At 73.1% G+C, this 24,273-nt stretch carries 19 protein-coding genes and 1 tRNA gene; 7 read left to right on the top strand and 13 right to left on the bottom strand.

The window, feature by feature from the left end; all coding sequences use genetic code 11:
• Nucleotides 1–47: 47 nt before the first annotated feature.
• On the bottom strand, nt 48–1,145 hold the full coding sequence (locus tag ACH4SL_RS26935; RefSeq protein ID WP_398450001.1) for a polyprenyl synthetase family protein: 1,098 nt from the start codon (nt 1,143–1,145) through the stop codon (nt 48–50).
• Nucleotides 1,146–1,423: 278 nt separating this feature from the next.
• Between ACH4SL_RS26935 and ACH4SL_RS26930 the strand changes: the two genes are divergently transcribed.
• Together ACH4SL_RS26930 and ACH4SL_RS26925 are read left to right on the top strand one after the other, a co-directional pair.
• Nucleotides 1,424–1,948 (top strand): cupin domain-containing protein, encoded by a 525-nt coding sequence (locus tag ACH4SL_RS26930; protein ID WP_398449999.1) that lies wholly within the window; start codon nt 1,424–1,426, stop codon nt 1,946–1,948.
• Nucleotides 1,949–1,971: 23 nt separating this feature from the next.
• Nucleotides 1,972–3,114, top strand: coding sequence for a DegT/DnrJ/EryC1/StrS family aminotransferase (locus ACH4SL_RS26925; RefSeq protein WP_398449998.1), 1,143 nt, complete (start codon nt 1,972–1,974; stop codon nt 3,112–3,114).
• Between the two features lie 69 nt (nt 3,115–3,183).
• Here ACH4SL_RS26925 and ACH4SL_RS26920 read toward each other — a convergent pair whose 3' ends face one another.
• From ACH4SL_RS26920 to rpsA, 6 genes are all read right to left on the bottom strand, one after another.
• The gene (locus ACH4SL_RS26920) at nt 3,184–4,191 is read right to left on the bottom strand and encodes a methyltransferase (protein WP_398449995.1); all 1,008 of its coding nucleotides are present in this window, start codon (nt 4,189–4,191) and stop codon (nt 3,184–3,186) included.
• A complete protein-coding gene (locus ACH4SL_RS26915; protein WP_398449993.1) occupies nt 4,188–5,336 on the bottom strand; it encodes a type III polyketide synthase in 1,149 nt (382 codons plus the stop codon). The genes ACH4SL_RS26920 and ACH4SL_RS26915 overlap by 4 nt, the downstream gene beginning before the upstream one ends.
• Before the next feature lie 235 nt (nt 5,337–5,571).
• Nucleotides 5,572–5,934: a tetratricopeptide repeat protein gene (locus ACH4SL_RS26910; protein ID WP_398449991.1), complete on the bottom strand. Its 363-nt coding sequence runs from the start codon at nt 5,932–5,934 to the stop codon at nt 5,572–5,574.
• Nucleotides 5,935–6,019: 85 nt separating this feature from the next.
• A complete protein-coding gene (coaE, locus tag ACH4SL_RS26905; protein WP_398449989.1) occupies nt 6,020–6,649 on the bottom strand; it encodes a dephospho-CoA kinase in 630 nt (209 codons plus the stop codon).
• Nucleotides 6,650–6,704: 55 nt separating this feature from the next.
• Nucleotides 6,705–7,643, bottom strand: coding sequence for a PAC2 family protein (locus ACH4SL_RS26900; RefSeq protein ID WP_398449987.1), 939 nt, complete (start codon nt 7,641–7,643; stop codon nt 6,705–6,707).
• Between the two features lie 161 nt (nt 7,644–7,804).
• Nucleotides 7,805–9,304, bottom strand: a complete 1,500-nt coding sequence (rpsA, locus tag ACH4SL_RS26895) for a 30S ribosomal protein S1 (protein ID WP_398449985.1) — start codon at nt 9,302–9,304, stop codon at nt 7,805–7,807.
• A 285-nt stretch (nt 9,305–9,589) separates the two neighbouring features.
• On the opposite strand from rpsA, the gene ACH4SL_RS26890 reads away from it, so the two are divergent.
• Both ACH4SL_RS26890 and ACH4SL_RS26885 read left to right on the top strand, forming a co-directional pair.
• Entirely contained in the window at nt 9,590–10,423 is an 834-nt protein-coding gene (locus ACH4SL_RS26890) for a class I SAM-dependent methyltransferase (RefSeq protein WP_398449983.1), read from the top strand.
• Nucleotides 10,420–13,053 (top strand): ATP-dependent RNA helicase, encoded by a 2,634-nt coding sequence (locus tag ACH4SL_RS26885; protein WP_398449981.1) that lies wholly within the window; start codon nt 10,420–10,422, stop codon nt 13,051–13,053. The genes ACH4SL_RS26890 and ACH4SL_RS26885 overlap by 4 nt, the downstream gene beginning before the upstream one ends.
• 646 nt (nt 13,054–13,699) lie before the next feature.
• On the opposite strand, the gene ACH4SL_RS26880 is transcribed toward ACH4SL_RS26885, so the two are convergent.
• Complete coding sequence (locus tag ACH4SL_RS26880) at nt 13,700–15,016, bottom strand: lytic murein transglycosylase (protein ID WP_398449979.1); 1,317 nt, start codon at nt 15,014–15,016, stop codon at nt 13,700–13,702.
• 221 nt (nt 15,017–15,237) lie between these two features.
• On the bottom strand, nt 15,238–17,952 hold the full coding sequence (gene polA / locus ACH4SL_RS26875; protein ID WP_398449977.1) for a DNA polymerase I: 2,715 nt from the start codon (nt 17,950–17,952) through the stop codon (nt 15,238–15,240).
• A 114-nt stretch (nt 17,953–18,066) separates the two neighbouring features.
• Here polA and ACH4SL_RS26870 point away from each other — a divergent pair, with 114 nt between their 5' ends.
• Complete coding sequence (locus tag ACH4SL_RS26870) at nt 18,067–20,370, top strand: FdhF/YdeP family oxidoreductase (protein WP_398449975.1); 2,304 nt, start codon at nt 18,067–18,069, stop codon at nt 20,368–20,370.
• Between the two features lie 87 nt (nt 20,371–20,457).
• Nucleotides 20,458–20,931, top strand: a complete 474-nt coding sequence (locus tag ACH4SL_RS26865) for a PaaI family thioesterase (RefSeq protein WP_398449973.1) — start codon at nt 20,458–20,460, stop codon at nt 20,929–20,931.
• A 7-nt stretch (nt 20,932–20,938) separates the two neighbouring features.
• On the opposite strand, the gene ACH4SL_RS26860 is transcribed toward ACH4SL_RS26865, so the two are convergent.
• Nucleotides 20,939–21,577, bottom strand: a complete 639-nt coding sequence (locus tag ACH4SL_RS26860) for a helix-turn-helix domain-containing protein (protein WP_398449971.1) — start codon at nt 21,575–21,577, stop codon at nt 20,939–20,941.
• A 64-nt stretch (nt 21,578–21,641) separates the two neighbouring features.
• Nucleotides 21,642–21,725 (bottom strand) — tRNA-Leu (locus ACH4SL_RS26855).
• A gap of 205 nt (nt 21,726–21,930) precedes the next feature.
• On the opposite strand from ACH4SL_RS26855, the gene ACH4SL_RS26850 reads away from it, so the two are divergent.
• Complete coding sequence (locus ACH4SL_RS26850) at nt 21,931–22,494, top strand: ANTAR domain-containing response regulator (protein ID WP_398450335.1); 564 nt, start codon at nt 21,931–21,933, stop codon at nt 22,492–22,494.
• Nucleotides 22,495–22,570: 76 nt separating this feature from the next.
• On the opposite strand, the gene ACH4SL_RS26845 is transcribed toward ACH4SL_RS26850, so the two are convergent.
• Together ACH4SL_RS26845 and ACH4SL_RS26840 are read right to left on the bottom strand one after the other, a co-directional pair.
• Nucleotides 22,571–23,287, bottom strand: a complete 717-nt coding sequence (locus ACH4SL_RS26845; protein ID WP_398449969.1) for an ABC transporter ATP-binding protein — start codon at nt 23,285–23,287, stop codon at nt 22,571–22,573.
• Nucleotides 23,284–24,267 (bottom strand): ABC transporter ATP-binding protein, encoded by a 984-nt coding sequence (locus tag ACH4SL_RS26840; RefSeq protein ID WP_398449967.1) that lies wholly within the window; start codon nt 24,265–24,267, stop codon nt 23,284–23,286. Before ACH4SL_RS26840 ends, ACH4SL_RS26845 begins: the two co-directional genes overlap by 4 nt.
• Nucleotides 24,268–24,273 lie beyond the last annotated feature (6 nt).

Raw genomic sequence — 24,273 nt, 5'->3', positions numbered from 1 at the left:
GGGCGGGCGGCGCCGCACGGCGGTGTACGGCGCCGTGCGGCGCCCGGTCAGCGGTCGCGGTAGGCGACCATGTCGGCCAGCTCCTCCAGCCGCAGCCGCCAGCCGGTCGGCAGCGGGGAGTCGGCGAGAGCCCCGTAGGCGTCGGCGACGAGCGCGTCGATCTGCTCCTCGACGTCCGCGCGGACCCCGGAGGCGAGCAGCGCGGCGCGCAGCTCCGCGGGATTCCAGTCGCTGTTCCTGCTGTCCTCGACGAGCCGGGCGACCTGCGGGTCCTTGGCCGCGGCCAGGGCGATCAGCAGCGTCATCTTGTGCTCGTCGAGGTCGAGCCCGGTCGGCTTGCCGGTCGCCGCGGACTCGCCGAACGCGTCGAGCAGGTCGTCGCGCAGCTGGAAGGCCTCGCCGGCCGCGACGCCGTACGCCTCGAAGACCGGGTCGAGCCCGGGGCGCCCCGCGATGGCCGCGCCGAGCGCGAGCGGGCGGTGGATGGTGTAGCGGCCGGACTTGCAGACCGCGACCCAGCGGGCCAGCCGCGGGTCGGGCTTGACCTCGGCGGCCAGCGCGATGTCCAGCTGCTGGCCGACGATCATCTCGGCGACCAGCTCGTGCCACACCTCGGCGGCGGCGCCGGTCAGGGTACCCGCGAGCCGGTTGGCGTAGGCGAGCGCCAGGTCCCCGGCGAGCATCGCGACGCCCTCGCCGTACCGGCGGGACTCGCCCGCCCAGCCGCGCAGCGCGTGCACGTCGGTGTATTTGGCGTGGACGGTCGGGACGCCGCGCCTGCTGGGCGAGTTGTCCATGATGTCGTCGTGGATCAGCGCGAAGGCGTGCAGCAGCTCCACCGCGGCGGCGGCGTCGACGACGGTGTCCTCGGTGCCGTCGGCGGAGTCACCGCCCGCCGCGAGGTAGCCGGTGACGCAGAACAGCGGGCGCAGCCGCTTGCCGCCCGCCGAGACCAGCTCGGCCACGGCCCCCACGGGCACCGCGACACGGGCGTCCACCTCGCTCCAGCGCGCTGTCTCCGCGCTCAGCAGCTCCTCGATCCGCCGGTCGACACGGGCCAGCAGTTTCTCGCAGGTCTCCTGGTCACCGGCGTCCCGCTGTGCGGTCGCCGCTTCCGTCAGAACTCGTCCCAGGGCGGACGGCATGGTTTCCCCCTCATCCCACCACGTGCTGGATTCCGTACGGGTGCAGTCGTCCCCGATGTGCTCGACGGACCGCTGACCGGATTCTCGGCAGGCCCGCTTGCAGCGGTCTTCGTGGCGGGTTGGCCCCGGCTTGGCGGGTCCGGCGCCAATCGCGGGACCAGTGGGCGACTAGTTGCGGCCGGGAGGGTCGGCCAGGGGCGCGGCTGCGCACGCGGGGCGCTCCGCCGCCCTTCCGCCGCGCGGGCCCGCCCGCATCGAACCCGAGGAAGCGACATCACATGAGCGGTCTCATCCTTCCGCCCGGCCACGGCCGCAGACTCGTCACGAAGGCGCAGGACGTCACCTTCAAGGCCACCGCCGCGGACGGCTCCATCGTCTCCGTCTTCGAGGTCGTCGTGCCGCCGGGGTTCGACGTCGGCGCGCACGTCCACGCCAACTCGCAGGAGTTCTTCTACGTCCTGGAGGGCGAGCTGCAGCTGCTCGCGTTCGAGCCGACCGAGCGGACCGAGGACACCTGGCACGACTGGACGTCGAAGGACGGCGACACGGCGGTCCGCGCGGCCGAGGGCGCCTGCATGTTCGTGCCGCCGAACACCCCGCACGCCTTCCGCAACGCCTCGGACAAACCGGCCCGCATGCTCTTCCACAACTACCCCTCGCCCGACCACGAGCTGTACTTCGAGGAGATCGTCGAGATCTTCGCGGCGGGCAGGACGGTCGACTCCGGCGCGGTGGAGGCCATGCGCAAGCGCTACGACGTCCAGCAGATCACCCCGCTCCGCTACACCCCGCCCACGGCGTGACGCCACACGAAAGGTCGGCACTGATGAGCAAGGACAGCATCCCGCTGGTGCACCCGAGCCTGGGCGAGCGGGAACTCGCCGCCGTCGCCGAGGTGTTCGCCTCCGGCTGGCCGGCCGGCCAGGGCCCGCGCGGCAAGGCCCTGGAGGCCATGCTCGCCGAACGGTACGGCGTGGGCGACGCGGTCGCGGTGAGCAACTGCGGCGCGGCCCTCCACCTGGCCATGCTGGCGCTCGGCGTGGAGCCCGGCGACGAGGTGATCGTCGCCGACTACACCTTCCCCGCCCCCGCGCACGCGGTGCGCTACGTCGGCGCGACCCCGGTCTTCGCGGACGTACGGGCGGACACCGGCACGGTCGACCCGGCGGCCGTGGCGGCCCTCGTCGGGCCGCGCACGGTCGGCATCATCGCGGTGGACACCCTCGGGATGCCCGCCGACTACACCGAGCTGATGGAACTGGCCGACGCCCACGGCCTGTTCGTCGTGGAGGACGCGGCCTGCGCGGTCGGCGCGACCTACCGGGGCCGCCCGGCGGGCTCGCTGGCGCCGGTGGCGTGCCTGTCCTTCCACGGCCGCAAGGGCGCCACCAGCGGCGAGGGCGGCGCGCTGCTCGCCGCCGACCCGGTGATCGGCGCGGACGCCCGGCTGCGGTCGTCGTTCGGCATCGGCAGCATCTACGACCAGGCGCAGGTCGTCGGCCTGCCGATCCCGGTCTTCACCGACATCGGCTACAACTACAAGCTCTCCGACATCGCCGCCGCCATCCTCCAGGTGCAGCTGGACCGGGTCGACGAGCTGCTCCAGCGGCGCAACAGGGCCGCCGCGGCCTACGCCGAACTGCTCGGCGACGACGAGCTGCTGACGCTGCCGCACGTGCCGGCCGACCGCACCCACGCGTGGCAGTCCTACCTGGTGACCCTCGACCCGCGGGTGGACCGCGCCGGGCTCGCCGGCGCGCTGCGCGCCCAGGGCATCGGCTGCGGCCAGGGCGCCTGGGCCACCCACCTCCAGCCGGTGTACGCCTCGGAGCGCAGCTGCCCGGTGTCGGCGGACCTCTTCGCGCGGAACCTCGCCATCCCGATGCACGCCGAGCTGACCGAGGACCAGGTCGAGCAGGTCGCGCACACGCTGCGGGCGGAGCTGAAGAACAACCTGCGCGCGAACTGACGCGCCCTTCCCACGACGAAGCCCGGCCGGAGGAGATCCGGCCGGGCTTCGTCGTGGGTACGGGCCCGGTCAGCGGGCGAGCACCAGGACCGTCGGGGAGGAGGTCTCCACGAAGCGGACGTCCTCGAAGCCCGCGGCGGTCAGCCAGGCGTGGTAGTCGCCGCGGCGCCAGGTGCTGCCGTGCCGGGACTTGATGAGCATCTCGCCGGCGAAGGTCAGCGCGAAGGGCGGGCCGCTGCGGTCGTCGTCGACGACGTAGTCGGAGACGACGAGCGTGCCGCCGGGCCGCAGCGCCCGGCGGATCCGGGCGAAGACCGCCGCGTTGTCCTCGGGGCCTTCCTGGTGGGCGATGTTGGAGTACACCACCACGTCGTGCTCGCCGTTGCCGAAGTCGACGGTGTGGAAGTCGCCGTCGACGTGCTCGACCCGGTCGCCCACGCCCTTCTCGGCCAGCAGCCGGCGGGCGATCGCGTTGATCGGCGCCCAGTCGATCTGGGTGGAGCGGGCGTCCGGGTTGAGCGCGAGCCAGATGGCCGAGCAGATGCCCGAGCCGCCGCCGATGTCGAGGATCGAGACCTTCCCGGCGTCGGCCAGCCCCAGCTCCGCGGCGGCGATGTGCGCGACCGGTACGGACTGCGCCGCGATGGCCTGCACCAGGTTCTCCCAGTGCGGGTTGTCGGCGACCTCGACGACGACGTTCGACGTCGGCCCGCCGTCGCGTACGGCGTCGGGCAGCGTCGCCATCGAACCGATGTGGCCCAGCTTCAGCTTGGCGAAGCCGGTGAGCGACGCGGGCCGGCCCTCCACCAGGAAGGCCGACGCCTCCGGGGTGTTGCGGTAGCGGCCCTCCTCCACCACGACCACGCCCAGCGCGACCAGGCCGTCCAGCAGCGCCTGCGCGCCGCGCGGCGCGATCCCGGCCCGCTCGGCGACCCGCCCGGCGGTGCCGGCCCCCTCCTCCAGGTGGGTGAAGACCCGGTACTGCGCCGCCGTGCCCATGATCCCGGTGGCCCAGTAGCCGTTGATCAGCCGCATGATGCGCTGCGAGTCGGGCCCGCCGTGTGCCGCGCCGCTCATGAGATCCTCCCCGCGTACGGGAGCGACGCGGCCACGCCGGCCAGCTCCGCGGTGTCGTCGTGTGATGCCGTGCTGTCGGACGTGAGGCCGTCGGTCCAGGTGCCGAGGGCCATCTCGGCGGTGATGCCGGGGCCGAAGCCGGCGATGACGCCGGTGGCGCCGGTCGTCAGCGGCCGGTCCTCCTCGAACCGGCGGCGCAGCGCGTCGAAGACGACGGCGCTGGCGATGTTGCCGTACTCGGTCAGGGTGCTCCAGCTGTGCCGGAAGACCGTGCGGTCGACCTCCAGGAATTTCGCGAGGTCGTCCAGGATGCGCGGGCCGCCCGCGTGGATGATGTAGAAGTCCAGGTCGGAGGCGTTCCAGCCGTAGCCCGCGGCGAGCTGGCGCAGCACCGGGGCGAGCGGCTCCATGGTGCCCGGCACGCGCTTGTCGAGCTGGAAGTGGAAGCCGGTGTCCCGCACCGCGTAGGAGATCCACTCCTCGGTGTTCGGGATGAGGTAGGAGGCGTTGCGCTCCAGCCGCACACCGCTGACGCCCGCGTCACCGTGCCCCCGCACCACGGCGGCCGCGACCGCGTCCCCGAACAGGCCGTCGGACAGCAGCGAGCCGATGTCGTCTGCCGAGGGCTGGTAGCACAGCGAGCACAGCTCGCACGAGACGATCAGCACATTGCTGTCGGGGTGCGCCATGCAGAAGTCATGGGCGCGGTTGATCGCCGCGCCGCCCGCCGCGCAGCCGAGCTGGGCGATGGGAATCTGCCGGGTGTCGAATCGGAAACCCATGGTGTTGATGAGCCACGCCGTGAGCGAGGGCATCATGAATCCGGTGCACGAGACGTAGACGATCGCGTCGATGTCCTCGGCGCGCAGCCGCGCGTTGGCGAGCGCGTCCTCGATGACCTCGGGGCAGCGCTTCTTCGACTCGGCCTCGTAGATCTTGTTGCGTTCCTCGAACCCCGGGTGTTCGAGCGTCTTCTCGATGGGCTGCACGATGTGCCGCTTGCGGACCCCGGTGTTCTGTATCAGCCGGAGCGCAAGCGGAAGCTGCGGCTTTCCCGCATGGGCTTTCCTGGCGAATTCCAGGGTCTGCTCCATGGTGATGGTGTATTCGGGTACGCGCACCGCGGGCTTGCACAAGATCGGCATGTCCGGCGCCTGCCTCTCAGAAATAGAAGACATTCCCCTGCCTCTGGCCTCTCGCCTTCGCGCTCTGACCTCTGCCCTCTGTTTTTGGCCGTGTCAATGTCGTACGGCCGGCTTGCCCGCGCCTTGGCGCCGACTTGCCGCGCACCGCCCGCCTCTCGCCGGGAGGGGGACAGCACGACGCGGCGCCCGCCGGATCTCTCCGGCGGGCGCCGCGTGGTGACGGGGGTGAGGCGGGCTACTGCTCGAAGCGGGCCGCGGCCAGGTAGTCCGGCCGCGGGTCGAGCGCCGCGGCCAGCCGGAAGTGCCGCTGGGCCTCGGCGGGGCGGTCGGCCCGCTCCAGGGTGCGGCCCAGCGCGAAGTGGGCGAACGCGTTGTCCGGCTCGCGCTCCAGGACGACCTGGAATTCCAGCTCCGCGGGCCGCAGTTGCGCGGCGAGGAAGAACGCGCGGGCCCGCAGCAGCCGGGCCGCGGTGTTCTCCGGGTGGGCGGCGACGACCGGGTCCAGGAGCTTCACGGCGCCGCGCGGGTCGCGCGCCGCGAGCAGCTGCTCGGCGGCGCGGAAGTCGATCACATGGGTTTCCGGGGTGCGCTCGGGCACTGTCCGCCTCCCTGACATCGGGCACGGGGACGAATGATCGTCGGGACAGACATACCCAACGCGCCGACCGGCAACCGCATTCCCGCTACGGCCGCGGCGCGTCCTCGCCGCTCCGCTTGGCCGCCAGCCGCTCGCGCAGCTCCGTCCACACCGCCTTGACCTGCGGCTCCAGCGCCTCCAGCGGGCCGTTGTTGTCGATCACCAGATCCGCCACGGCCAGCCGGTCCGCCCGGCGGGCCTGCGCGGCCATCCGCGCCCGCGCCTCGTCCGGCGTCATCCCGCGCAGCCGCACCAGCCGCTCCAGCTGGGTGTCCGGCTCGGCGTCGACCACCACGACCAGGTCGTAGCGCGGGGCCAGACCGTTCTCGGTGAGCAGCGGGACGTCGTGCAGCACGATGTCGCCGGGCCCGGCGCCCTGCTGGAGCTCGGCGGAGCGGGCGCCGACCAGCGGGTGCACGATCGCGTTCAGGGCCCTGCGGCGCTCCTCGTCGGCGAAGACGATCGCGCCGAGCCGCGGCCGGTCGAGCGAGCCGTCCGGCGCGAGCACCCCGGGCCCGAACTCCGCGACGACCGCGGCCAGCCCCGCGGTGCCCGGCTCGACGACCTCCCGGGCGATCCGGTCGGCGTCCACCAGGATCGCCCCGTAGGAGACGAGCAGCCGTGCGACCTCGCTCTTGCCGGCCCCGATCCCGCCGGTCAGCCCCACTGTCAGCATGCCGGCCAGCCTATCCGGCCCCGCCCGGAGCCGTCGGCCCCGCCTCCCGTACGGCTCAGCGCCCGCCGTCGTCCTCGCGGTCGGCGAGGAAGCGCTCGAACTCCGCCGCCAGATCGTCGGCCGAAGGCAGGTCGACGGGCTCGGCGATCAGGTTCTCCCGGCTGTCCATGCCGGCCACGGCGTCGTACTGGCTCTCCAGGCCGCGCACCACCGAGACCAGCTCGCCGTCGCCCTCCGCGACCTGCCGGTCGATCTCGACCCGCACCGTGTGCGCCTCGTTGCGCAGCGCGTGGGCGATCTCGGGCAGCACCAGGCCGGTGGCCGCGGTGACCGCCTCCAGCACGGCGAGTGCCGCGTCCGGGTACGGGGAGCGCGCCAGGTAGTGCGGTACGTGCGCGGCGACGCCCAGCACGTCGCGCCCGGCCTCGGCGAGCCGCAGCTCGACGAGCGCGGCCGCGCTGCCGGGGACCTGCGCCTCGTCGAACCACGCGCGGTGGCCGGGCACCAGGTCGACCCGGTTGCCGTGCGGCGTCAGGCCGACCGGGCGGGTGTGCGGCACGCCCATCGGGATGCCGTGGAAGTTGATGGCGATACGGACCCCGAGGCGCTCGATGACCTGGAGCACCGCGGTCGCGAAGCGCTCCCACTCGACATCCGGCTCGGAGCCGGTGAGCAGCAGGAACGGGGTGCCGGTGGTGTCGCGCAGCAGGTAGAGATCGATCGACGGCGGCTCGTAGGACGACCAGTGGTCGCGCTCGAACGTCATGATCGGGCGGCGGGCCCGGTAGTCGACCAGCCGATCGGCGTCGAAGCGGGCGACGAGCTGGTTGTCGAGCCGGTCCAGCAGCTGCTCGCTGATCTGCTCGCCGGCCTCGCCGGCGTCCATGAACCCCTCGAAGTGGTAGAGCAGCACCGGTCCGGTGTCCCCGACCGCCTCGTCGACGGCCTCGGCCCCGCCCGGCACGTACTCGTACAGCCCTTGCGGATCCAGCACGATGATCGTCCTCCTCGTTATCTGTCACCACAACGAACAACTCCGGCCCGCCATTCCCGCCCCCGCCGGGGCGGGAACGGCGGGGAACGCGGTGCGGCCCCGCACCCCCCGGAAGGGGTGCGGGGCCGCGGTGGCCCTGGGCCTCAGCCCTGGGCCGTGGGTCAGCTCTGGCCGCCGGCCAGCTTCTCGCGGAGGGCGGCGAGCGCCTCGTCGGAGGCGAGGGCACCGGAGTTGTCGTCCGACTCCGAGGAGTACGAACCGCCGGAGCTCGCGCCGCCGGCCGCCGGGGCGGCGCTGCCGGCCTCGGCAGCGGCCTGCTCGTCGGCCTCGCGGGACTTGATGACCTGGGCCTGGTGCTGCTCGAAGCGGGTCTGGGCCGTGGCGTACTGGGCCTCCCACTCCTCGCGCTGCTTGTCGTAGCCCTCGAGCCAGTCGTTGGTCTCGGGGTCGAAGCCCTCGGGGTAGATGTAATTCCCCTGGTCGTCGTACGACGCGGCCATGCCGTACAGCGTCGGGTCGAAGTCGACCGAGGCCGGGTCGGCGCCGAAGGACTCGTTGGCCTGCTTGAGGGACAGCGAGATACGGCGGCGCTCCAGGTCGATGTCGATGACCTTGACGAAGATCTCGTCGTTGACCTGGACGACCTGCTCCGGGATCTCCACGTGGCGCTCGGCCAGCTCGGAGATGTGGACCAGGCCCTCGATGCCCTCGTCCACCCGGACGAACGCACCGAACGGAACCAGCTTGGTGACCTTGCCGGGCACGACCTGCCCGATCTGGTGCGTACGGGCGAACTGCTGCCACGGGTCTTCCTGCGTCGCCTTCAGCGACAGGGAGACGCGCTCGCGGTCCATGTCGACGTCCAGGACCTCGACCGTGACCTCCTGGCCGACCTCGACGACCTCGGAGGGGTGGTCGATGTGCTTCCAGGACAGCTCCGAGACGTGCACCAGACCGTCGACACCGCCGAGGTCCACGAACGCACCGAAGTTGACGATGGAGGAGACGACGCCGGAGCGCACCTGGCCCTTCTGCAGGGTGGTGAGGAAGGTCTGGCGGACCTCGCTCTGGGTCTGCTCCAGCCAGGCACGGCGGGACAGGACCACGTTGTTGCGGTTCTTGTCCAGCTCGATGATCTTGGCCTCGAGCTCCTTGCCCACGTAGGGCTGGAGGTCGCGCACGCGGCGCATCTCGACCAGGGACGCCGGGAGGAAGCCGCGCAGGCCGATGTCGAGGATGAGACCACCCTTGACGACCTCGATGACGGTACCGGTGACGATGCCGTCCTCTTCCTTGATCTTCTCGATGGTGCCCCAGGCGCGCTCGTACTGGGCGCGCTTCTTCGAGAGGATCAGGCGGCCTTCCTTGTCCTCCTTCTGGAGGACCAGGGCCTCGATCTCATCGCCCACGGCGACGACCTCGTTGGGGTCGACGTCGTGCTTGATGGACAGCTCGCGGGAGGGGATGACACCTTCGGTCTTGTAACCGATGTCGAGCAGGACCTCGTCCCGGTCGACCTTCACGATGACGCCGTCGACGATGTCGCCGTCATTGAAGTACTTGATCGTCTCGTCGATCGCCGCGAGGAAGGCTTCCTCGTTGCCGATGTCGTTGACCGCCACCTGCGGGGTGGTACGAGGGGCCTCGGTGCTGCTCGTCATTAGGGAAAGGACTCCGGTACGGACAGTAAGTCGTAGGTACTGCTACGCCGAAGCCTTTTTCGGTCCCACCCGTGGCTCCGGCCCACCCAAGGGGGGCCGGGAGACTGCGGCGGTGTCGAGCGTGGCCTGCTCCGTCTGAGGCGCGCAGGCTAGCAGCGCAACTTGTAGCATACGGGGGCAGCCGGGCAGGGTCAATGCACGAAGAGCCCACCGGGCGCGTAACGAACCAAACCGGCGTAAGCCCCCCGTCCGCAGGTCTTTTCAGAGAGTACGACGACTGCCGCCATGATCCAAGGACCCGAACCCGAAGCGACCCGGCGCAACGCGGGGACCACGGAGAGCAGCCGGGCCAGCCGGGGCTGGTGGGACCGCAACGCCGACGACTACCAGCGCGAGCACGGCGACTTCCTCGGCGACGCCCGCTTCGTCTGGGGCCCCGAGGGCCTGGACGAGGCGGACGCCGCCCTCCTCGGCCCGGCGGCCGAGCTGCGCGGCAAGGCGGTGCTGGAGATCGGCGCCGGGGCCGCGCAGTGCTCGCGCTGGCTGGCCGCGCAGGGCGCGCGCCCGGTCGCGCTGGACCTCTCGCACCGCCAGCTCCAGCACGCCCGGCGCCTGGCGGACGAGGCCCCCGTCCCCCTCGTCGAGGCCGACGCGGGCTTCCTGCCCTTCGCCGACGCCTCCTTCGACCTCGCGTGCTCGGCGTACGGAGCGCTGCCCTTCGTCGCCGACGTCGCGCGCGTGCACCGCGAGGTCCGCCGGGTACTGCGCCCGGGGGGCCGCTGGGTCTTCTCCGTCACCCACCCCGTGCGCTGGGCCTTCCCCGACGAGCCGGACGAGGAGGGCCTGACGGTGTCCGGCTCCTACTTCGACCGCCGCCCCTACGTCGAGCAGGACGACCGGGGCCTGGCCGTCTACGTCGAGCACCACCGCACCCTCGGCGACCAGGTCCGCGCGCTCACCGCCTCGGGCCTGCGCCTGGTCGACCTGGTGGAACCGGAGTGGCCCGACTGGAACACCCAGGAGTGGGGCGGCTGGTCCCCGCTGCGCGGCCGCCTGCTGCCGGGGACGGCGATCTTCGTGTGCGTGGCCGCGTCCCGCGGGGATGAAGGCGGCGTATGAGCGGGGCCGGGCGGTTCGCCGTGCGGGCGGAGGGGCGGGGGCTGCCGGTCGCCGCGGTCGTGCCCGAACTGCTGGACGCGCTCGCGCGGGAGGGGTGCGCGGTGCTCGCCGCACCGCCCGGGACGGGGAAGACGACGCTGGTGCCGCTGGAGCTGGCCGCGGCGGGCGGCGGGCGGGTCGTCGTCGCCGAGCCGCGGCGGATGGCCGCCCGGGCGGCGGCGCTGCGGATGGCGTGGCTGCTGGGCGAGCGGGTCGGCGACACGGTCGGCTACACCGTGCGCGGTGACCGGAAGGTCTCCGCCGCGACCGCCGTCGAGGTCGTGACCACCGGCGTGCTGCTCCCGCGCCTCCAGCGCGACCCGGAGCTGCCCGGCGTCGGCACCGTCGTCCTCGACGAATGCCACGAGCGGCACCTGGACGCCGACACCGCGATGGCCTTCCTGCTCGACGTACGCGCCGCGCTGCGCCCCGAGCTGCGGCTCGTCGCCGCGTCCGCGACGACCGACACGGCGGCGTGGTCCGCGCTGCTCGGCGGGGCGCCCGTCGTCGAGGCGGCGGGCGTGCTGCACCCCGTGGCCGTCCGGTGGGCGCCGCCGCCGCGCCCGGTACGGCCGCCGCACGGCATGAGCGTGGACCCGGCGCTGCTCGCGCACGTCGCCGCCGTCGTCCGTACCGCGCTCGCCGGCACCGAGGGCGACGTGCTGTGCTTCCTCCCCGGCGCCGGGGAGATCGCCCGCGTCGCCAGGATGCTGGGCGGCCTCGGCGTCGACGTGCTCCAGCTGCACGGGCGGGCGCCGGCCGCCGTGCAGGAGGCCGCGCTCGCGCCGGGCGGGCGGCGCCGGGTGCTGCTCGCCACGTCGGTGGCCGAGTCCAGCCTGACCGTGCCGGGTGTGCGGGCGGTCGTCGACAGCGGCCTGGCGCGCGAGCCGCGCACCGACCACGCGCGCGGGCTGGGCGCGCTCACCACGGTGCGGGTGTCGCGGGCGGCCGCCGAGCAGCGCGCCGGGCGGGCCGGGCGGGAGGCGCCCGGCACGGTCTTCCGCTGCTGGTCGCAGGCCGAGCACGACCGGCTGGCCCGGCAGCCCGAGCCGGAGATCGCCCTCGCCGACCTCACCGCCTTCGCCCTCCAGGCCGCCTGCTGGGGCGAGCCGGACGCGACGGGCCTCGCCCTGCTGGACCCGCCGCCGCCCGGCGCGCTGGCCGCCGCCTGCGCCACGCTGCGCACACTGGACGCCGTCGACGACGCGGGCCGCGCCACCCCGCGCGGCCGCCGCCTCACCCGCCTCGGCCTCCACCCCCGGCTGGCCCGCGCCCTCCTCGACGCCGCCCCCGCGGTCGGCCCCACCCGCGCCGCCGAACTCACCGCCCTCCTCTCCGAGGAGGTCCCCACCGCGTACGGCCCCGACCTGACCGCCGCCTGGCACACCGCCCGCCGCGCGACCGACGCGTACGCCCCCCGCTGGCGCGCGGAATCCCGCCGCCTGGAGGCGGCTCTCCGCACGGAGAGCACCCCGCTCGGGGGTGCCGAGGCCGGGGCGGCGACCTCGGACGGCACCCCGCGTCCCGAGGCCGAGGCCGGGACGGCGACCCCGGACGGCAGCACGCGAGCCGGTGCCGAGGCCGCGTCCTCGGGGCGGGCCGTGGACGGCGGTCGGCGGCCGGTGCTCAGTGACGACGACGCCGCCGGGCTCGTCGTCGCGCTGGCCTTCCCCGAGCGGCTGGCGCGGCGGCGGACAGGGGGCGGGTACCTGATGGTGTCCGGCACCGCCGCGGACGTCGGGGACGCGCTCGGCGGCGCCGAGTGGGTGGCCGTCGCGGTCGCCGACCGTGCCGCGGGCCCGGCGGCGGCACGGGTGCGGCTCGCCGCGGTGGCCGACGGGACGACCGCGCGGGCCGCGGCCGCGTGGGCCCTGGAGGCGTACGAGGAGGTCCGCTGGGCGCAGGGCGACGTGGTGGCCCGGCGGGTGGAACGGCTCGGCGCGGTGGAGCTGGAGTCGGTCCCGCTGCGCTCCCCCGGCCCCGACGCGGTGCGCGGCGCCCTCCTCGACGGGCTCGCCGCCGAGGGCACGGGGCTGCTGCGCTGGTCCCGGGAGGCCGTGGAGCTGCGGCAGCGGATGGCGTTCCTGCACCGTGTGCTGGGCGAGCCGTGGCCGGACGTCGCCGAGGGCGCCCTGCTGGAGCGCGCCCCGGAATGGCTCGGCCCCGAACTGGCCACCGCCCGCCGCCGCGCCGACCTGGAGCGTACGGACGCGGGCCGCGCGCTCCCGCGGCTGCTGCCCTGGGCGTCGGGCGAGGCGGCGCGCTTCGCGGAGCTGGCGCCCGAACGCCTGGAGGTGCCGAGCGGGTCGCGGATCCGCGTCGACTACACGGGTGAGCAGCCCGTCCTCGCGGTGAAGCTCCAGGAGATGTTCGGCCTCGCGGACACCCCGCGCGTCGCGGGCGTCCCCGTCCTCGTCCATCTCCTCTCGCCCGCGGGCCGCCCCGCCGCGGTGACCGCGGACCTCGCGTCCTTCTGGCGCACCGGCTACCCCGCGGTGCGCGCGGAACTCCGCGGGCGCTACCCCCGCCATCCGTGGCCGGAGGACCCCTCCGCCACGGCCCCTACGCGCCGCCTCAACCCCCGCGCCTGAGCATCCGCGGGGGCTGGGGGTACCCCCGAGCTGCCCCGTCCCGTCGCGGCTTCCCCCGGCGGGGGCTGAGGCGCTCAGGTGGTTGCCACTTGCCGTGGCGTGCTGCCTTTCCCCCGGCGGGGGCTGAGCGCGCAGTTCCCCGCGCCCCTGGGTGGTTGCCACTTGGCGTGGCCTGCTGCCTTCCGCCGGCGGGGGCTGAGCGCGCAGTTCCCCGCGCCCCTTGGGTGGTTGCCACTTGGCGTGGCAGATCGCCTCTCCCCCGGTGGGGGGCTGAGCGCGCTCAGGTGATTGCCACTTGCCGTGGCCTGCCGCCTCTCCCCCGGTGGGGGCTGAGCGCTCCGTTCTCCCCCAGAGCTTCGCCTGGGAGGTACCCCCACGCGCCCCTAAAACGCTCGCCCTCCCCCGCAAGCCCGCCCCCCCCGCAGGGGAAAGCGCCCGTCAGGGGCTTGCGCATGCCGCGCTGGGCAACAAATCAGGGGCGCGGGGAACTGCGCGACCAGCCACCCACCGGCCGCAAGGTCCCGCGGCAGCGGAACGTGGCAGCCCGGCGGGAAAGGGGCGCGGGGAACGGCGCGACCAGCCCCCGCCGGGGGGAGGTCGCGGCAGCCACCGCAAGGGGCACCCCGGGGCGCCCCCCGGGAAGAGTTCAGCTCTCGGAGGACCCCGCCGCGGCAGCGGTCGCCGGCTGCGAGGCCGAAGCCGAGGCCGAAGGGGACGGCTCCCCGGACGACGGGGTCTCCTCGGGCGTCGGCGTCGTCGTCGCACACGGATCGTCCGTCGGCTCACCCGTATCCGTGGGAGTCGGGGTCGGTGTCCCCGAGTCCGTCGGGGTCGGGGACTCGCAGACGGGCGGCGTGGTCGGGTCTCCCGGGTCCGCCGGGTCCGTGGGCTCCGTCGTGCCGCCGTCCGTGGGGGGCGGGGTCGTCGGGTCGCCCGACCCGTCCGTGGGGGGCGGGGTGGTGCCGCCGTCCGTGGGGGGCAGGGTCGGGGGCGGGGTCGTCGTGCCGCCGTCCGTCGGGGGCGGGGTGACGGTGCCGCCGGGGTCGACCGGGGTCGTCGACTCGCCGCCGGTTTCCGCCGGGGGCGGCGTGGTGGCCGGCTTGCCGGGCGTGGCCGGAGCCTCCGGCGTACCGGGGGCGTCGGGCACGGAGACCGCCCCGCCCTGCGTGAAGTGGTCGTACCAGGCGCGCACCAGCGTGAGGTACGCCTGCGAGTGGTTGTAGCCGAGGATCGCCCGGTCCATCTGGGCCGGCACCGCGAGGTCCCGCCCGTCGGCGCACAGGTAGTGCGCGGCGGCGAGCGCGGCGTCGTAGATGTTGTTCGGGTCGTCGCTGCCGTCGCCGTTGCCGTCGGCTCCCCAGCGCTCCCACGTCGAGGGGATGAACTGCATGGGCCCGACGGCCCGGTCGTGGACCGGGTCCCCGTCGTAGCGGCCGCCGTCCGTGTCGCTGATGTTCGCGAAGCCGTTGCCGTCGAGGACGGGCCCGAGGATCGGCTTGTAGGTGGTGCCGTTCGCGTCGACCGCGCCGTGCCGGGCCTGGTTGGACTCGACCTGGCCGATGGCGGCGAGGAGTTCCCAGGGCAGGTGGCAGCCGGGGTCGCTCTCGGCGACGGAGGCCTCGGCGCGCTGGTAGGCGGCGAGCACGGTCGCGGGCAGGCCGGAGCCGTCGGTGGGGACGTTCACCGAAGGACCGCCGGGGGCTCCCGGTGTCGGGGAGACCAGCGGCGGTCCGGTGGGGGTGTTCAGCGGCGGCATGTCGGTGATGTAGGGCGTGTCACCGTCGATGGCCGGCCCGGGTGGCGCGGCCGCGGGCGTCTGCTGCTCGGTGTGCGCGGGGGCGGCGTGGGCGACCGGGAGGAACCCCGGTGCCTGCGACGCGCTGAGCGCCGCCATCGCCGCGGCGGCAACCGCCGTGCCGGCCGCTCCCCTGCGTAGCCTTCGGCCGTAACGCCGCGCTGCCATAGGGTGCTTCCCCTCCCAGGTGCGGAGTGCGCCGTCTCCGGCGCCACAACTCCGCCGACCCTACGGCAACTTGCGGCACGTGACCACCGTCCGGACGTACTCAAAATGTGCGCAAACGGGCACGGTCGGCTTGTCACCGCCCGCCGTTCTCCCCCCGTCCATCTGGTGGTCGCCGGGGCGGCGGGGCGCGCACCGGAGTGCGCCGCCCCGCCGCGCGCGGCTCAGTGGGCGGCGGACTCCCAGTCGGGACCGTCACCCACCGACACGTCCAGCGGCGCGCGCAGCGGGTACGCGCCGGCCATCTCGCGGCGCACCAGCTCCTCGACCGCGGCCCGCTCGCCGGGGGCGACTTCGAGCACGATCTCGTCGTGCACCTGGAGCAGCATGCGGGACGCCAGCTGCTCCTTGGTGAGCGCCTCGTCGACCCGCAGCATCGCGAGTTTGACGATGTCCGCGGCCGAGCCCTGGATCGGCGCGTTGAGCGCCATGCGCTCGGCCATCTCGCGGCGCTGCCGGTTGTCGCTGTTGAGGTCGGGCAGGTAGCGGCGGCGGCCGAGCAGCGTCTCGGTGTAGCCGGTGACGCGGGCCTCCTCGACGACGCGGTGCAGGTAGTCGCGCACCCCGCCGAAGCGCTCGAAGTACGTCTCCATGAGGGCGCGCGCCTCGGCGGCCTCGATGCCCAGCTGCTGCGACAGGCCGAAGGCCGACAAGCCGTACGCCAGGCCGTAGGACATCGCCTTGATCTTGCGGCGCATCTCCGCGTCGACCGCGTCCCGCCCGACGCCGAAGACCTGGGAGCCGACGGTGGTGTGCAGGTCCTCGCCGGAGGTGAAGGCCGCGACAAGGCCCTCGTCCTCGGACAGGTGGGCCATGACGCGCAGCTCGATCTGGCTGTAGTCGGCCGTCAGCAGCGACTCGTAGCCCGCGCCGACGACGAAGCCGCGGCGGATGGCGCGGCCCTCGTCGGTGCGGACCGGGACGTTCTGCAGGTTGGGGTCGGTGGACGACAGCCGGCCGGTCGCGGCGACGGTCTGGCTGAAGGTGGTGTGGATCCGCCCGTCCGGGGCGACCGTCTTGACCAGGCCCTCGACGGTGACGCGCAGCTTGGCCTGCTCGCGGTGCCGGAGCATGATGACCGGCAGCTCGTGCTCGGTCTGCGCGGCGAGCCAGGCGAGCGCGTCGGCGTCCGTGGTGTAGCCGGTCTTGGTCTTCTTGGTCTTGGGCAGGCCCAGCTCGCCGAACAGCACCTCCTGGAGCTGCTTGGGCGAGCCGAGGTTGAACTCGTGGCCCACCGAGGCGTGCGCCTCGCCCACCGCGTGCTGGACGGCGGCGGCGAACTGCTGCTCCAGGCCCTCCAGATGGGCCCGGTCGGCGGCGATGCCGGCCCGCTCCATCTTCGCCAGCAGTGCGGACGTCGGCAGCTCCAGGTCGTGCAGCAGCTCGGCGGCGCCGACCTCGGGCAGCCGGGCGCCGAAGACCTCGCCGAGGTCGAGCACCGTGCGGGCCTGCACCATCAGGGCGCCCGCGGCGGCCGCGCCCTCCTCGTCCCCCTCCTCGCCGAAGGCGAGCTGCCCGCTGCCGGTGTCGACCGGGGCCAGCTCGCGGCCCAGGTATTCCACCGACAGCACGTCCAGCGCGAAGGAGCGGCGGCCCGGCTTGATCAGGTAGGCGGCGAGCGCGGTGTCCATCGACACCCCGTCGACCGTCCAGCCGTGCTCGGCGAAGACGCGGGCGGTGTTCTTGGCGTTGTGCAGCACCTTGGGGCGGGCGGGGTCGGCGAGCCAGCCGGCGAAGGCCCGCTCGTCGGCCTCGTCGAGCTGCGCGGGGTCGAACCACGCGGCGTCCTCGGCGGTGGCCAGCGCGATCTGGGTGACGCTGCCGGCGCCCAGTGCCCAGGTGTCGACGGTGGCGAGACCGACCGGCACCCCGCTGTGCCCGGCGATCCACTCCGGCAGGTCGCCCGCGGCCAGCACCGTGCCCTCGACGGCGACGCCCTCGGCGACCTCCACCTCCTCCTCGGCCTCGCCGGGGTCGGCGGCGAAGAGCCGGTCGCGGAAGTTGGCGTGGCGGAATTCCAGCACGTCGAGCACGCCGGTGACCGCGGCGCGGTCGTACGGCACCCGCTCCAGGCCCTCGGGGCCGACGGGCAGCGCGACGTCCTTGACCATCTCCGTCAGCCGCCGGTTGAGCTTGACCGCGTCCAGGTGCTCGCGCAGCGCCTCGCCGGCCTTGCCCTTGACCTCGTCCGCCCGCTCGACCAGCGCCTCGAAGGAGCCGAACTCGGTGATCCACTTCGTCGCCGTCTTCGGCCCCACACCGGGGATGCCGGGCAGGTTGTCGGACGGGTCGCCGCGCAGCGCCGCGAAGTCCGGATACTGCCGCGGGGTGAGGCCGTACTTCTCCTCGACCTTCGCCGGGGTGTAGCGCGTCAGCTCGGACACGCCCTTGGTCGGGTAGAGCACGGTGACGTGGTCGCTGACCAGCTGGAAGGAGTCGCGGTCGCCGGTGACGATCAGGACCTCGTAGCCGAGCTCCTCGGCCTGGGTGGCGAGGGTGGCGATGATGTCGTCCGCCTCGAAGCCCTCGACGGCGAAGCGCCGCACCCCCATCGAGTCCAGCAGCTCGCCGATCAGCTCCACCTGGCTGCGGAACTCGTCGGGCGTCTTGGTACGTGTCGCCTTGTACTCCGGATACTCGTCGAAGCGCCACGTCTTGCGGGAGACGTCGAAGGCGACCGCCAGATGCGTCGGCTGCTCGTCACGCAGCGTGTTCGACAGCATGGACGTGAAGCCGTAGATCGCGTTCGTCGGCTGCCCCGTGGCGGTGGTGAAATTCTCCACGGGCAGCGCGTAGAACGCCCGGTACGCCAGCGAATGCCCGTCCAGCAGCATCAGGCGGGGGCGGTCGGTCGTCGTCTTCGATGCTTTCGTTGCCACGTGAGCGATCCTCCCACGCGCCACCGACAATCCCGGATTCCGCCGGGTCCCGGGCGGTGATCCGCCGTCGCACCCCTGGCGCGGCCCCCACCGATCGGTGGCAGGATCGTCGGTATGGCGAAGAAGGCTCCCGAAGGTGATCCCGTCCAGGACGCGCCGCACGTCAGCGCGCCGAAGAAGGCCGCCGCCGGGTTGCCGGCGGTCGGGCACACGATGAAGGCGGCCGGGGCGCAGATGGGCGCCCGGCGGGCGGCGCTCACGCTGCTCAAGGTCAACCAGAAGGGCGGTTTCGACTGCCCCGGGTGCGCGTGGCCGGAGCCGGACCACCGGCACACCTTCGAATTCTGCGAGAACGGCGCCAAGGCCGTCGCCGAGGAGGCGACGCTGCGCCGCGTCACACCCGACTTCTTCGCCGCGCACCCGGTCGCCGACCTCGCCCGGCGCAGCGGCTACTGGCTCGGGCAGCAGGGCCGGATCACCCAGCCGATGTACCTGGCGGACGGCGCCGAGCGCTACGAGGCCGTGCCGTGGGAGCGGGCCTTCGAGCTGATCGCCGAGGAACTGCACGCGCTCGGCTCGCCCGACGAGGCCGTCTTCTACACCTCCGGCCGCACCAGCAACGAGGCCGCCTTCCTCTTCCAGCTCTTCGCCCGCGAGTTCGGCACCAACAACCTGCCGGACTGCTCCAACATGTGCCACGAGTCGTCCGGCTCGGCCCTGACCGAGACCCTCGGCGTCGGCAAGGGCAGCGTGCTGCTCGACGACCTGCACCGCGCCGAGCTGATCATCGTGGCGGGCCAGAACCCGGGCACGAACCACCCGCGGATGCTGTCGGCCCTGGAGAAGGCCAAGCGCGGCGGCGCGAAAATCGTCACCGTCAACCCGCTGCCCGAGGCGGGCATGGAGCGCTTCCGCAACCCCCAGACCGCCGGGGGCCTCGCCGGGCCCGGCACCAAGCTCACCGACCTCTTCCTGCCCGTACGGCTGGGCGGCGACCAGGCGCTCTTCCGGGCGTTGGGCCGGCTGCTGATCGAGGCGGACGCGCTGGACCGCGCCTTCATCGCCGAGCACACCCACGGCTTCGCCGACTACGAGGCCGCCGCCCGCGCCGCAGACTGGGCGGAGGTCGAGCGCGCCACCGGCCTGGAGCGGGCCGCGATCGAGCAGCTGCACACCATGGTGCGGGACGCGTCGAGCGTCGTGGTGTGCTGGGCGATGGGCCTGACCCAGCACAAGCACGCGGTGCCGACGATCCGCGAGGTCGTCAACTTCCTGCTGCTGCGCGGCAACGTGGGCCGGCCGGGCGCGGGGGTGTGCCCGGTGCGCGGGCACAGCAATGTGCAGGGCGACCGCACGATGGGCATCTTCGAGCGGCCCGCCGCGGCCTTCCTGGACGCCCTGGAGAAGGAGTTCGGCTTCGCGCCGCCACGCGAGCACGGCCTGGACGTGGTGCGGGCGATCCGCGCGCTGCGCGACGGGCAGGCCAAGGTCTTTTTCGCGATGGGCGGCAACTTCGTCGCGGCCTCCCCCGACACCGACGTCACCGAGGCGGCGATGCGCCGCGCCCGGCTGACCGTGCACGTCTCGACGAAGCTCAACCGCTCGCACGCGGTGACCGGCGCCCGCGCGCTGATCCTGCCCACCCTGGGCCGCACCGAGAAGGACGTGCAGGCGGCCGGCCCGCAGTTCGTGAGCGTCGAGGACTCGATGGGCATGGTGCACGCCTCACGCGGCGGGCTGCCGCCGGCCTCGCCGCAGCTGCTGTCGGAGCCCGCGATCGTCTCCCGGCTGGCCCGCGCGGTGTTCGGCGACCGGAGCCGGGTGCCGTGGGCGGAGTTCGAGCACGACTACGACCTGATCCGCGACCGTATCGCCCGCGTCGTCCCCGGCTTCGACGACTTCAACACCAAGGTGCGCCGCCCCGGCGGCTTCACGCTGCCGCACGGCCCGCGCGACTCGCGCACCTTCCCCACCGCCACCGGCAAGGCCAACTTCACGGCCGCGCCGCTGGAATACCCCACCGTGCCCGAGGGCCGGCTGCTGCTCCAGACGCTGCGCTCGCACGACCAGTACAACACCACGATCTACGGCCTCGACGACCGCTACCGCGGGATCAAGGGAGGCCGCCGGGTGGTGCTGGTGCACGCCGACGACGCGGCCGCCGCCGGGCTGGCCGACGGCGAGTACGCCGACCTGGTCAGCGAGTGGAAGGACGGCTCCGAGCGGCGCGCGGACGGCTTCCGGGTCGTCCACTACCCCACACCGCGCGGCTGCGCCGCCGCCTACTACCCCGAGACCAACGTGCTGATACCGCTGGACCACACGGCCGAGACCAGCAACACGCCCGCCGCCAAGTCCGTCGTCATCCGGCTGGAGCGGTCCCGCGAGGGCGCCCCGGCCGACCCGGCACGCCCGTGACCGCGCCCGTGCGGTAGAAAACGAGGGACAAGGCTGCCCGGTACACCCACCACGGCAGCGACGTAGAGGCCGATCGGAGCCGAGCGCATGGGCGAGCAGACCGTCACCCGTTTCCCGCAGGAGATCCTGGAGCAGTACGCCGGGCTCGGCATCGACCTGCAGGCGCTCTTCTCGGCCGGCCACCTGGGCGAGCGGATGAACATCCGCATCCTGGAGGCCTCACCGGACCAGGTGGTCGGCACGATGCCGGTGGAGGGCAACACCCAGCCGTACGGCCTGCTGCACGGCGGTGCCTCCGCGGTGCTGGCGGAGACCCTGGGCTCGGTCGGCGCGATGCTGCACGGCGGCCCCAGCAAGATCGCGGTGGGCGTGGACCTCAACGCGACCCACCACCGCGGCATGCGCCAGGGCCAGGTCACCGGCACCGCGACCCCGGTCCACCGCGGCCGCTCCTCGGCCACCTACGAGATCGTGATCACCGACGACGACTCCGGCAAGCGCGTCTGCACCGCCCGCCTGACCTGCATGCTCCGCCCGGCCGCCCCCGCGGTGACGGCGTGACCTTGCCTCAGTGCTTGGCCCCGACGTGCAGATCCATGAGCTCCACGGAGGCCCGGCGGGCGACAGAGACGTTGTGCGGTCGGCCGCCTCGACGGGTGACCGTCCACGCGACGCCGACGTGATCGAGAGCGGCGCAGAAGAGCCCGCGGATGTCCTGGGAGGTGTTGGTGAAGAAATAGCGCGGGTATTCGTAGCGCCGCCGCTCGCCGCCTCGCACGTGCTCCGTCCAGTTCGTCACCCTGCAACCGTCGGAGTGGACCAGCCCTCTGATGAACTCCCACGGGTGGGCATCGACGATCTGCTGCTGCCAAAGTGCGAGCGCGATGTCCCGCTCGTGTTTTCTGCCGGGGCCGTGCTGGGGAAAGAGACACCACAGGTGACGGGAATAGATCTTCACGTCGTGGCAGCCTGTCGACTTGACACGGCACGTGCGGTTTCCCGGCAGGACCGCGCGCATCGAGTCCTCGGCCGCGTCCATGAGACCGGGCCAGCGGTCGTCACAGGTGATCGTCAAGCTGGGCACTCGGTGCTTGGCGTACTGGATGATGTGGCCGTCTCCCAGGTAAAGCCCCAGGAGATAGCCGTAGGCGGCAAGGTCGAGACTGGCTCCGCCGCATACGTAGCAGGCAGGGTCATGGATTCGCATACGCGTTCACTCTGTGCAGTGATCTTTAGAAAGACATCTTTACCGAAAGTCGCACAGTGATGGGTACCGGGTATGGGATTCGAACCCACATGTCCTTTCGGACAGAAGCTTTTGAGGCTCCCGCGTCAACCTGTTGCGCCAACCCGGCCGGAGTACCGGGATCAGCTTACCGCGTAGCTGGGTGCCGCCACAGCTGGGTAGGCTCTAGTAGCAGCACCCCGCCTGAACCGAGGAGCACCGTGAGCGCCCCCGACGAGTCCGCCGCGCAGTCCGGCGAGCAGACCGACAGCCCCGCCGACCAGCCGTCCGAGCAGTCTGCGGCGCAGTCGCACGTACCGCCGCAGACCACCCGGGTGGTGATCGCGGAGGACGAGGCGCTGATCCGGCTGGACCTCAAGGAGATGCTGGAGGAGGAGGGCTACGCGGTCGTCGGGGAGGCGGGCGACGGGGAGGTGGCGGTCAAACTCGCCGAGGAGCACCGCCCGGATCTGGTGATCCTGGACGTGAAGATGCCCGTCCTGGACGGGATCTCGGCGGCCGAGCGCATCGCGGGCGCGAAGCTCGCGCCGGTGCTGATGCTCACCGCCTTCTCGCAGCGCGAGCTGGTGGAGCGGGCGCGGGACGCGGGCGCGATGGCGTATCTGGTCAAGCCGTTCAGCAAGAGCGACCTGGTGCCGGCGATCGAGATGGCGGTCAGCCGCTTCCAGGAGCTGCGGGCGCTGGAGGACGAGGTGGCCGACCTCGCGCAGCGGCTGGAGACGCGCAAGCTCGTGGACCGCGCGAAGAGCGTGCTGCAGACGAAGTACGGCCTGACGGAGCCGGCCGCCTTCCGCTGGATCCAGAAGACGTCGATGGACCGCCGGATGTCGATGCAGGCGGTCGCGCAGGCCGTGATCGAGGAGGTCGCGGGCGAGTAGCGCCCGCGACGTCAGGCCCGTACGCGAGGGGCCGCACCCGGATCGCCGGGTGCGGCCCCTCGCGTACGGGCGCGGCTCAGTCCTCGCCGAGGTAGGTCTTGCGGACGCCCTCGTCGTTCAGCAGCTCCGCGCCGGTGCCGGAGAGCTTGATGGTGCCGACCTCCATGACGTGCGCGTGGTCGGCCAGCGACAGCGCGGCCTGCGCGTTCTGCTCGACGAGCAGGATCGTGGTGCCCTGCTCCTTGAGCTCCTTGATCGTCGCCATGATCTTCTGCATCATGATCGGCGACAGGCCCATCGACGGCTCGTCCAGCATCAGCAGCTTGGGCCGGCACATCAGCGCCCGGCCCATCGCCAGCATCTGCTGCTCGCCGCCGGACAGGGTGCCCGCGGCCTGCTTGCGGCGCTCGCCGAGGATCGGGAAGAGCGTGTAGGCGCGCTCGATGTCCTGCGTGATCCCGGCGGCGTCCTTGCGGAGGTACGCGCCGAGCTGGAGGTTCTGCTCGATGGTCAGGCTGGGGAAGATGTGCCTGCCCTCGGGCGAGTGGGCCAGGCCCAGCGCCACGATCCGGTGGGCGGGTTCGCGGTGCAGCGGGCGCCCGTCGAAGACGATCTTCCCGCCGACGGGCCGGAGCAGCCCGCTGAGGGTGCGCAGGGTGGTGGTCTTGCCCGCGCCGTTGGTGCCGATGAGGGTGACGACCTGGCCGGCCTCGACGGAGAACGAGATGCCCTTGACGGCCTCGATCTTGCCGTACGCGACGCGCAGGTTGTCCACTTCGAGCAGTGCGGTCATTTGTCGTTCTCCTGCTGCTCGTCCTGCGCCTGCTCCGGCTCCGGTCCGGGTTCCGGCTCCCGCATGGGCTCCCGATCCGCCGGGGGCTCCGGCGAAGGTTCCGGTGCGGGCTCCGGAGCGGCCTCCGGCGTGGGCTCCGGAGCGGCCTCCGGCTGCTCCTGCTCGCCGCCCGTGTCGAAGGGCTCACCGAGGTACGCGGCGATGACCCGCTCGTCCTGCTGGACGACCTCGGAGCTGCCCTCGACCAGCTTCTCGCCCTGTACGAGCACGGCGACCCGGTCGCACAGGTTGAAGATGAAGCGCATGTCGTGCTCGATGACGAGCACGGCGATGCCCTGGTCGCGGACCGCGAAGACCAGCTCCTCGGTGGCCCGGGTCTCCTGCGGGTTCATGCCCGCGGTCGGCTCGTCGAGCAGCAGCAGGCCGGGCTCGCTCGCGAGCGCCCGGGCGATCTCCAGCTTGCGCTGCTCGCCGTAGGGCAGGTTGCGGGCGAGGTGGTCGGCCTTGGCGGCGAGTCCGGTGAATTCCAGCAGCTCCATCGCCCGGGCCCGCGAGGCGGCCTCCGCGCGGTGGTAGCCGGGGCCGCGGATGATCGCCGAGATCAGCCCCTCCTTGGTCCTGGTGTGCCGCCCGACCAGGACGTTCTCCAGCACCGTCATGTTGGCGAAGAGCCGGATGTTCTGGAAGGTGCGGGCGATGCCGGCCTTGGTGACCAGGTGCGGCTTGGGCGGCAGCACCGTGCCGCGGTAGCTGACGGTGCCCTCGGTCGGGACGTACAGGCCGGTGAGGCAGTTGAAGAAGGTGGTCTTGCCGGCGCCGTTGGGGCCGATGAGCCCGACGATCTCCCCGGAGTTGACGGTGAGGTCGACATCGCGGACGGCGGTCAGACCGCCGAACCGCATGACGACACCGCTGGCCTGGAGCAGCGGCCCGCCGGTCTCGTCGCGCGGGGCGGACTGGTGCGGAATGGTGGTGGTCATGGTGTC

This window comes from Streptomyces sp. NPDC021020, from assembly GCF_044333285.1.
GTDB lineage: Bacteria > Actinomycetota > Actinomycetes > Streptomycetales > Streptomycetaceae > Actinacidiphila.
The sequence above is the reverse complement of the archived record's forward strand: the minus strand, read 5'-3'. Positions and strand labels throughout refer to the sequence as shown.

Excerpts from the sequence above, each read along its gene's own strand:
- ACH4SL_RS26890 (WP_398449983.1), top strand. The coding sequence starts at position 9,590 with ATGATCCAAGGACCCGAACCCGAAGCGACCCGGCGCAACGCGGGGACC.
- ACH4SL_RS26870 (WP_398449975.1), top strand. The coding sequence starts at position 18,067 with ATGGCGAAGAAGGCTCCCGAAGGTGATCCCGTCCAGGACGCGCCGCAC.
- ACH4SL_RS26865 (WP_398449973.1), top strand. The coding sequence starts at position 20,458 with ATGGGCGAGCAGACCGTCACCCGTTTCCCGCAGGAGATCCTGGAGCAG.
- rpsA (WP_398449985.1), bottom strand. The coding sequence starts at position 9,304 with ATGACGAGCAGCACCGAGGCCCCTCGTACCACCCCGCAGGTGGCGGTC.
- ACH4SL_RS26925 (WP_398449998.1), top strand. The coding sequence starts at position 1,972 with ATGAGCAAGGACAGCATCCCGCTGGTGCACCCGAGCCTGGGCGAGCGG.
- ACH4SL_RS26840 (WP_398449967.1), bottom strand. The coding sequence starts at position 24,267 with ATGACCACCACCATTCCGCACCAGTCCGCCCCGCGCGACGAGACCGGC.
- ACH4SL_RS26915 (WP_398449993.1), bottom strand. The coding sequence starts at position 5,336 with ATGCCGATCTTGTGCAAGCCCGCGGTGCGCGTACCCGAATACACCATC.
- ACH4SL_RS26930 (WP_398449999.1), top strand. The coding sequence starts at position 1,424 with ATGAGCGGTCTCATCCTTCCGCCCGGCCACGGCCGCAGACTCGTCACG.
- ACH4SL_RS26845 (WP_398449969.1), bottom strand. The coding sequence starts at position 23,287 with ATGACCGCACTGCTCGAAGTGGACAACCTGCGCGTCGCGTACGGCAAG.
- ACH4SL_RS26920 (WP_398449995.1), bottom strand. The coding sequence starts at position 4,191 with ATGAGCGGCGCGGCACACGGCGGGCCCGACTCGCAGCGCATCATGCGG.
- ACH4SL_RS26935 (WP_398450001.1), bottom strand. The coding sequence starts at position 1,145 with ATGCCGTCCGCCCTGGGACGAGTTCTGACGGAAGCGGCGACCGCACAG.
- ACH4SL_RS26885 (WP_398449981.1), top strand. The coding sequence starts at position 10,420 with ATGAGCGGGGCCGGGCGGTTCGCCGTGCGGGCGGAGGGGCGGGGGCTG.
- ACH4SL_RS26880 (WP_398449979.1), bottom strand. The coding sequence starts at position 15,016 with ATGGCAGCGCGGCGTTACGGCCGAAGGCTACGCAGGGGAGCGGCCGGC.
- coaE (WP_398449989.1), bottom strand. The coding sequence starts at position 6,649 with ATGCTGACAGTGGGGCTGACCGGCGGGATCGGGGCCGGCAAGAGCGAG.
- ACH4SL_RS26860 (WP_398449971.1), bottom strand. The coding sequence starts at position 21,577 with ATGCGAATCCATGACCCTGCCTGCTACGTATGCGGCGGAGCCAGTCTC.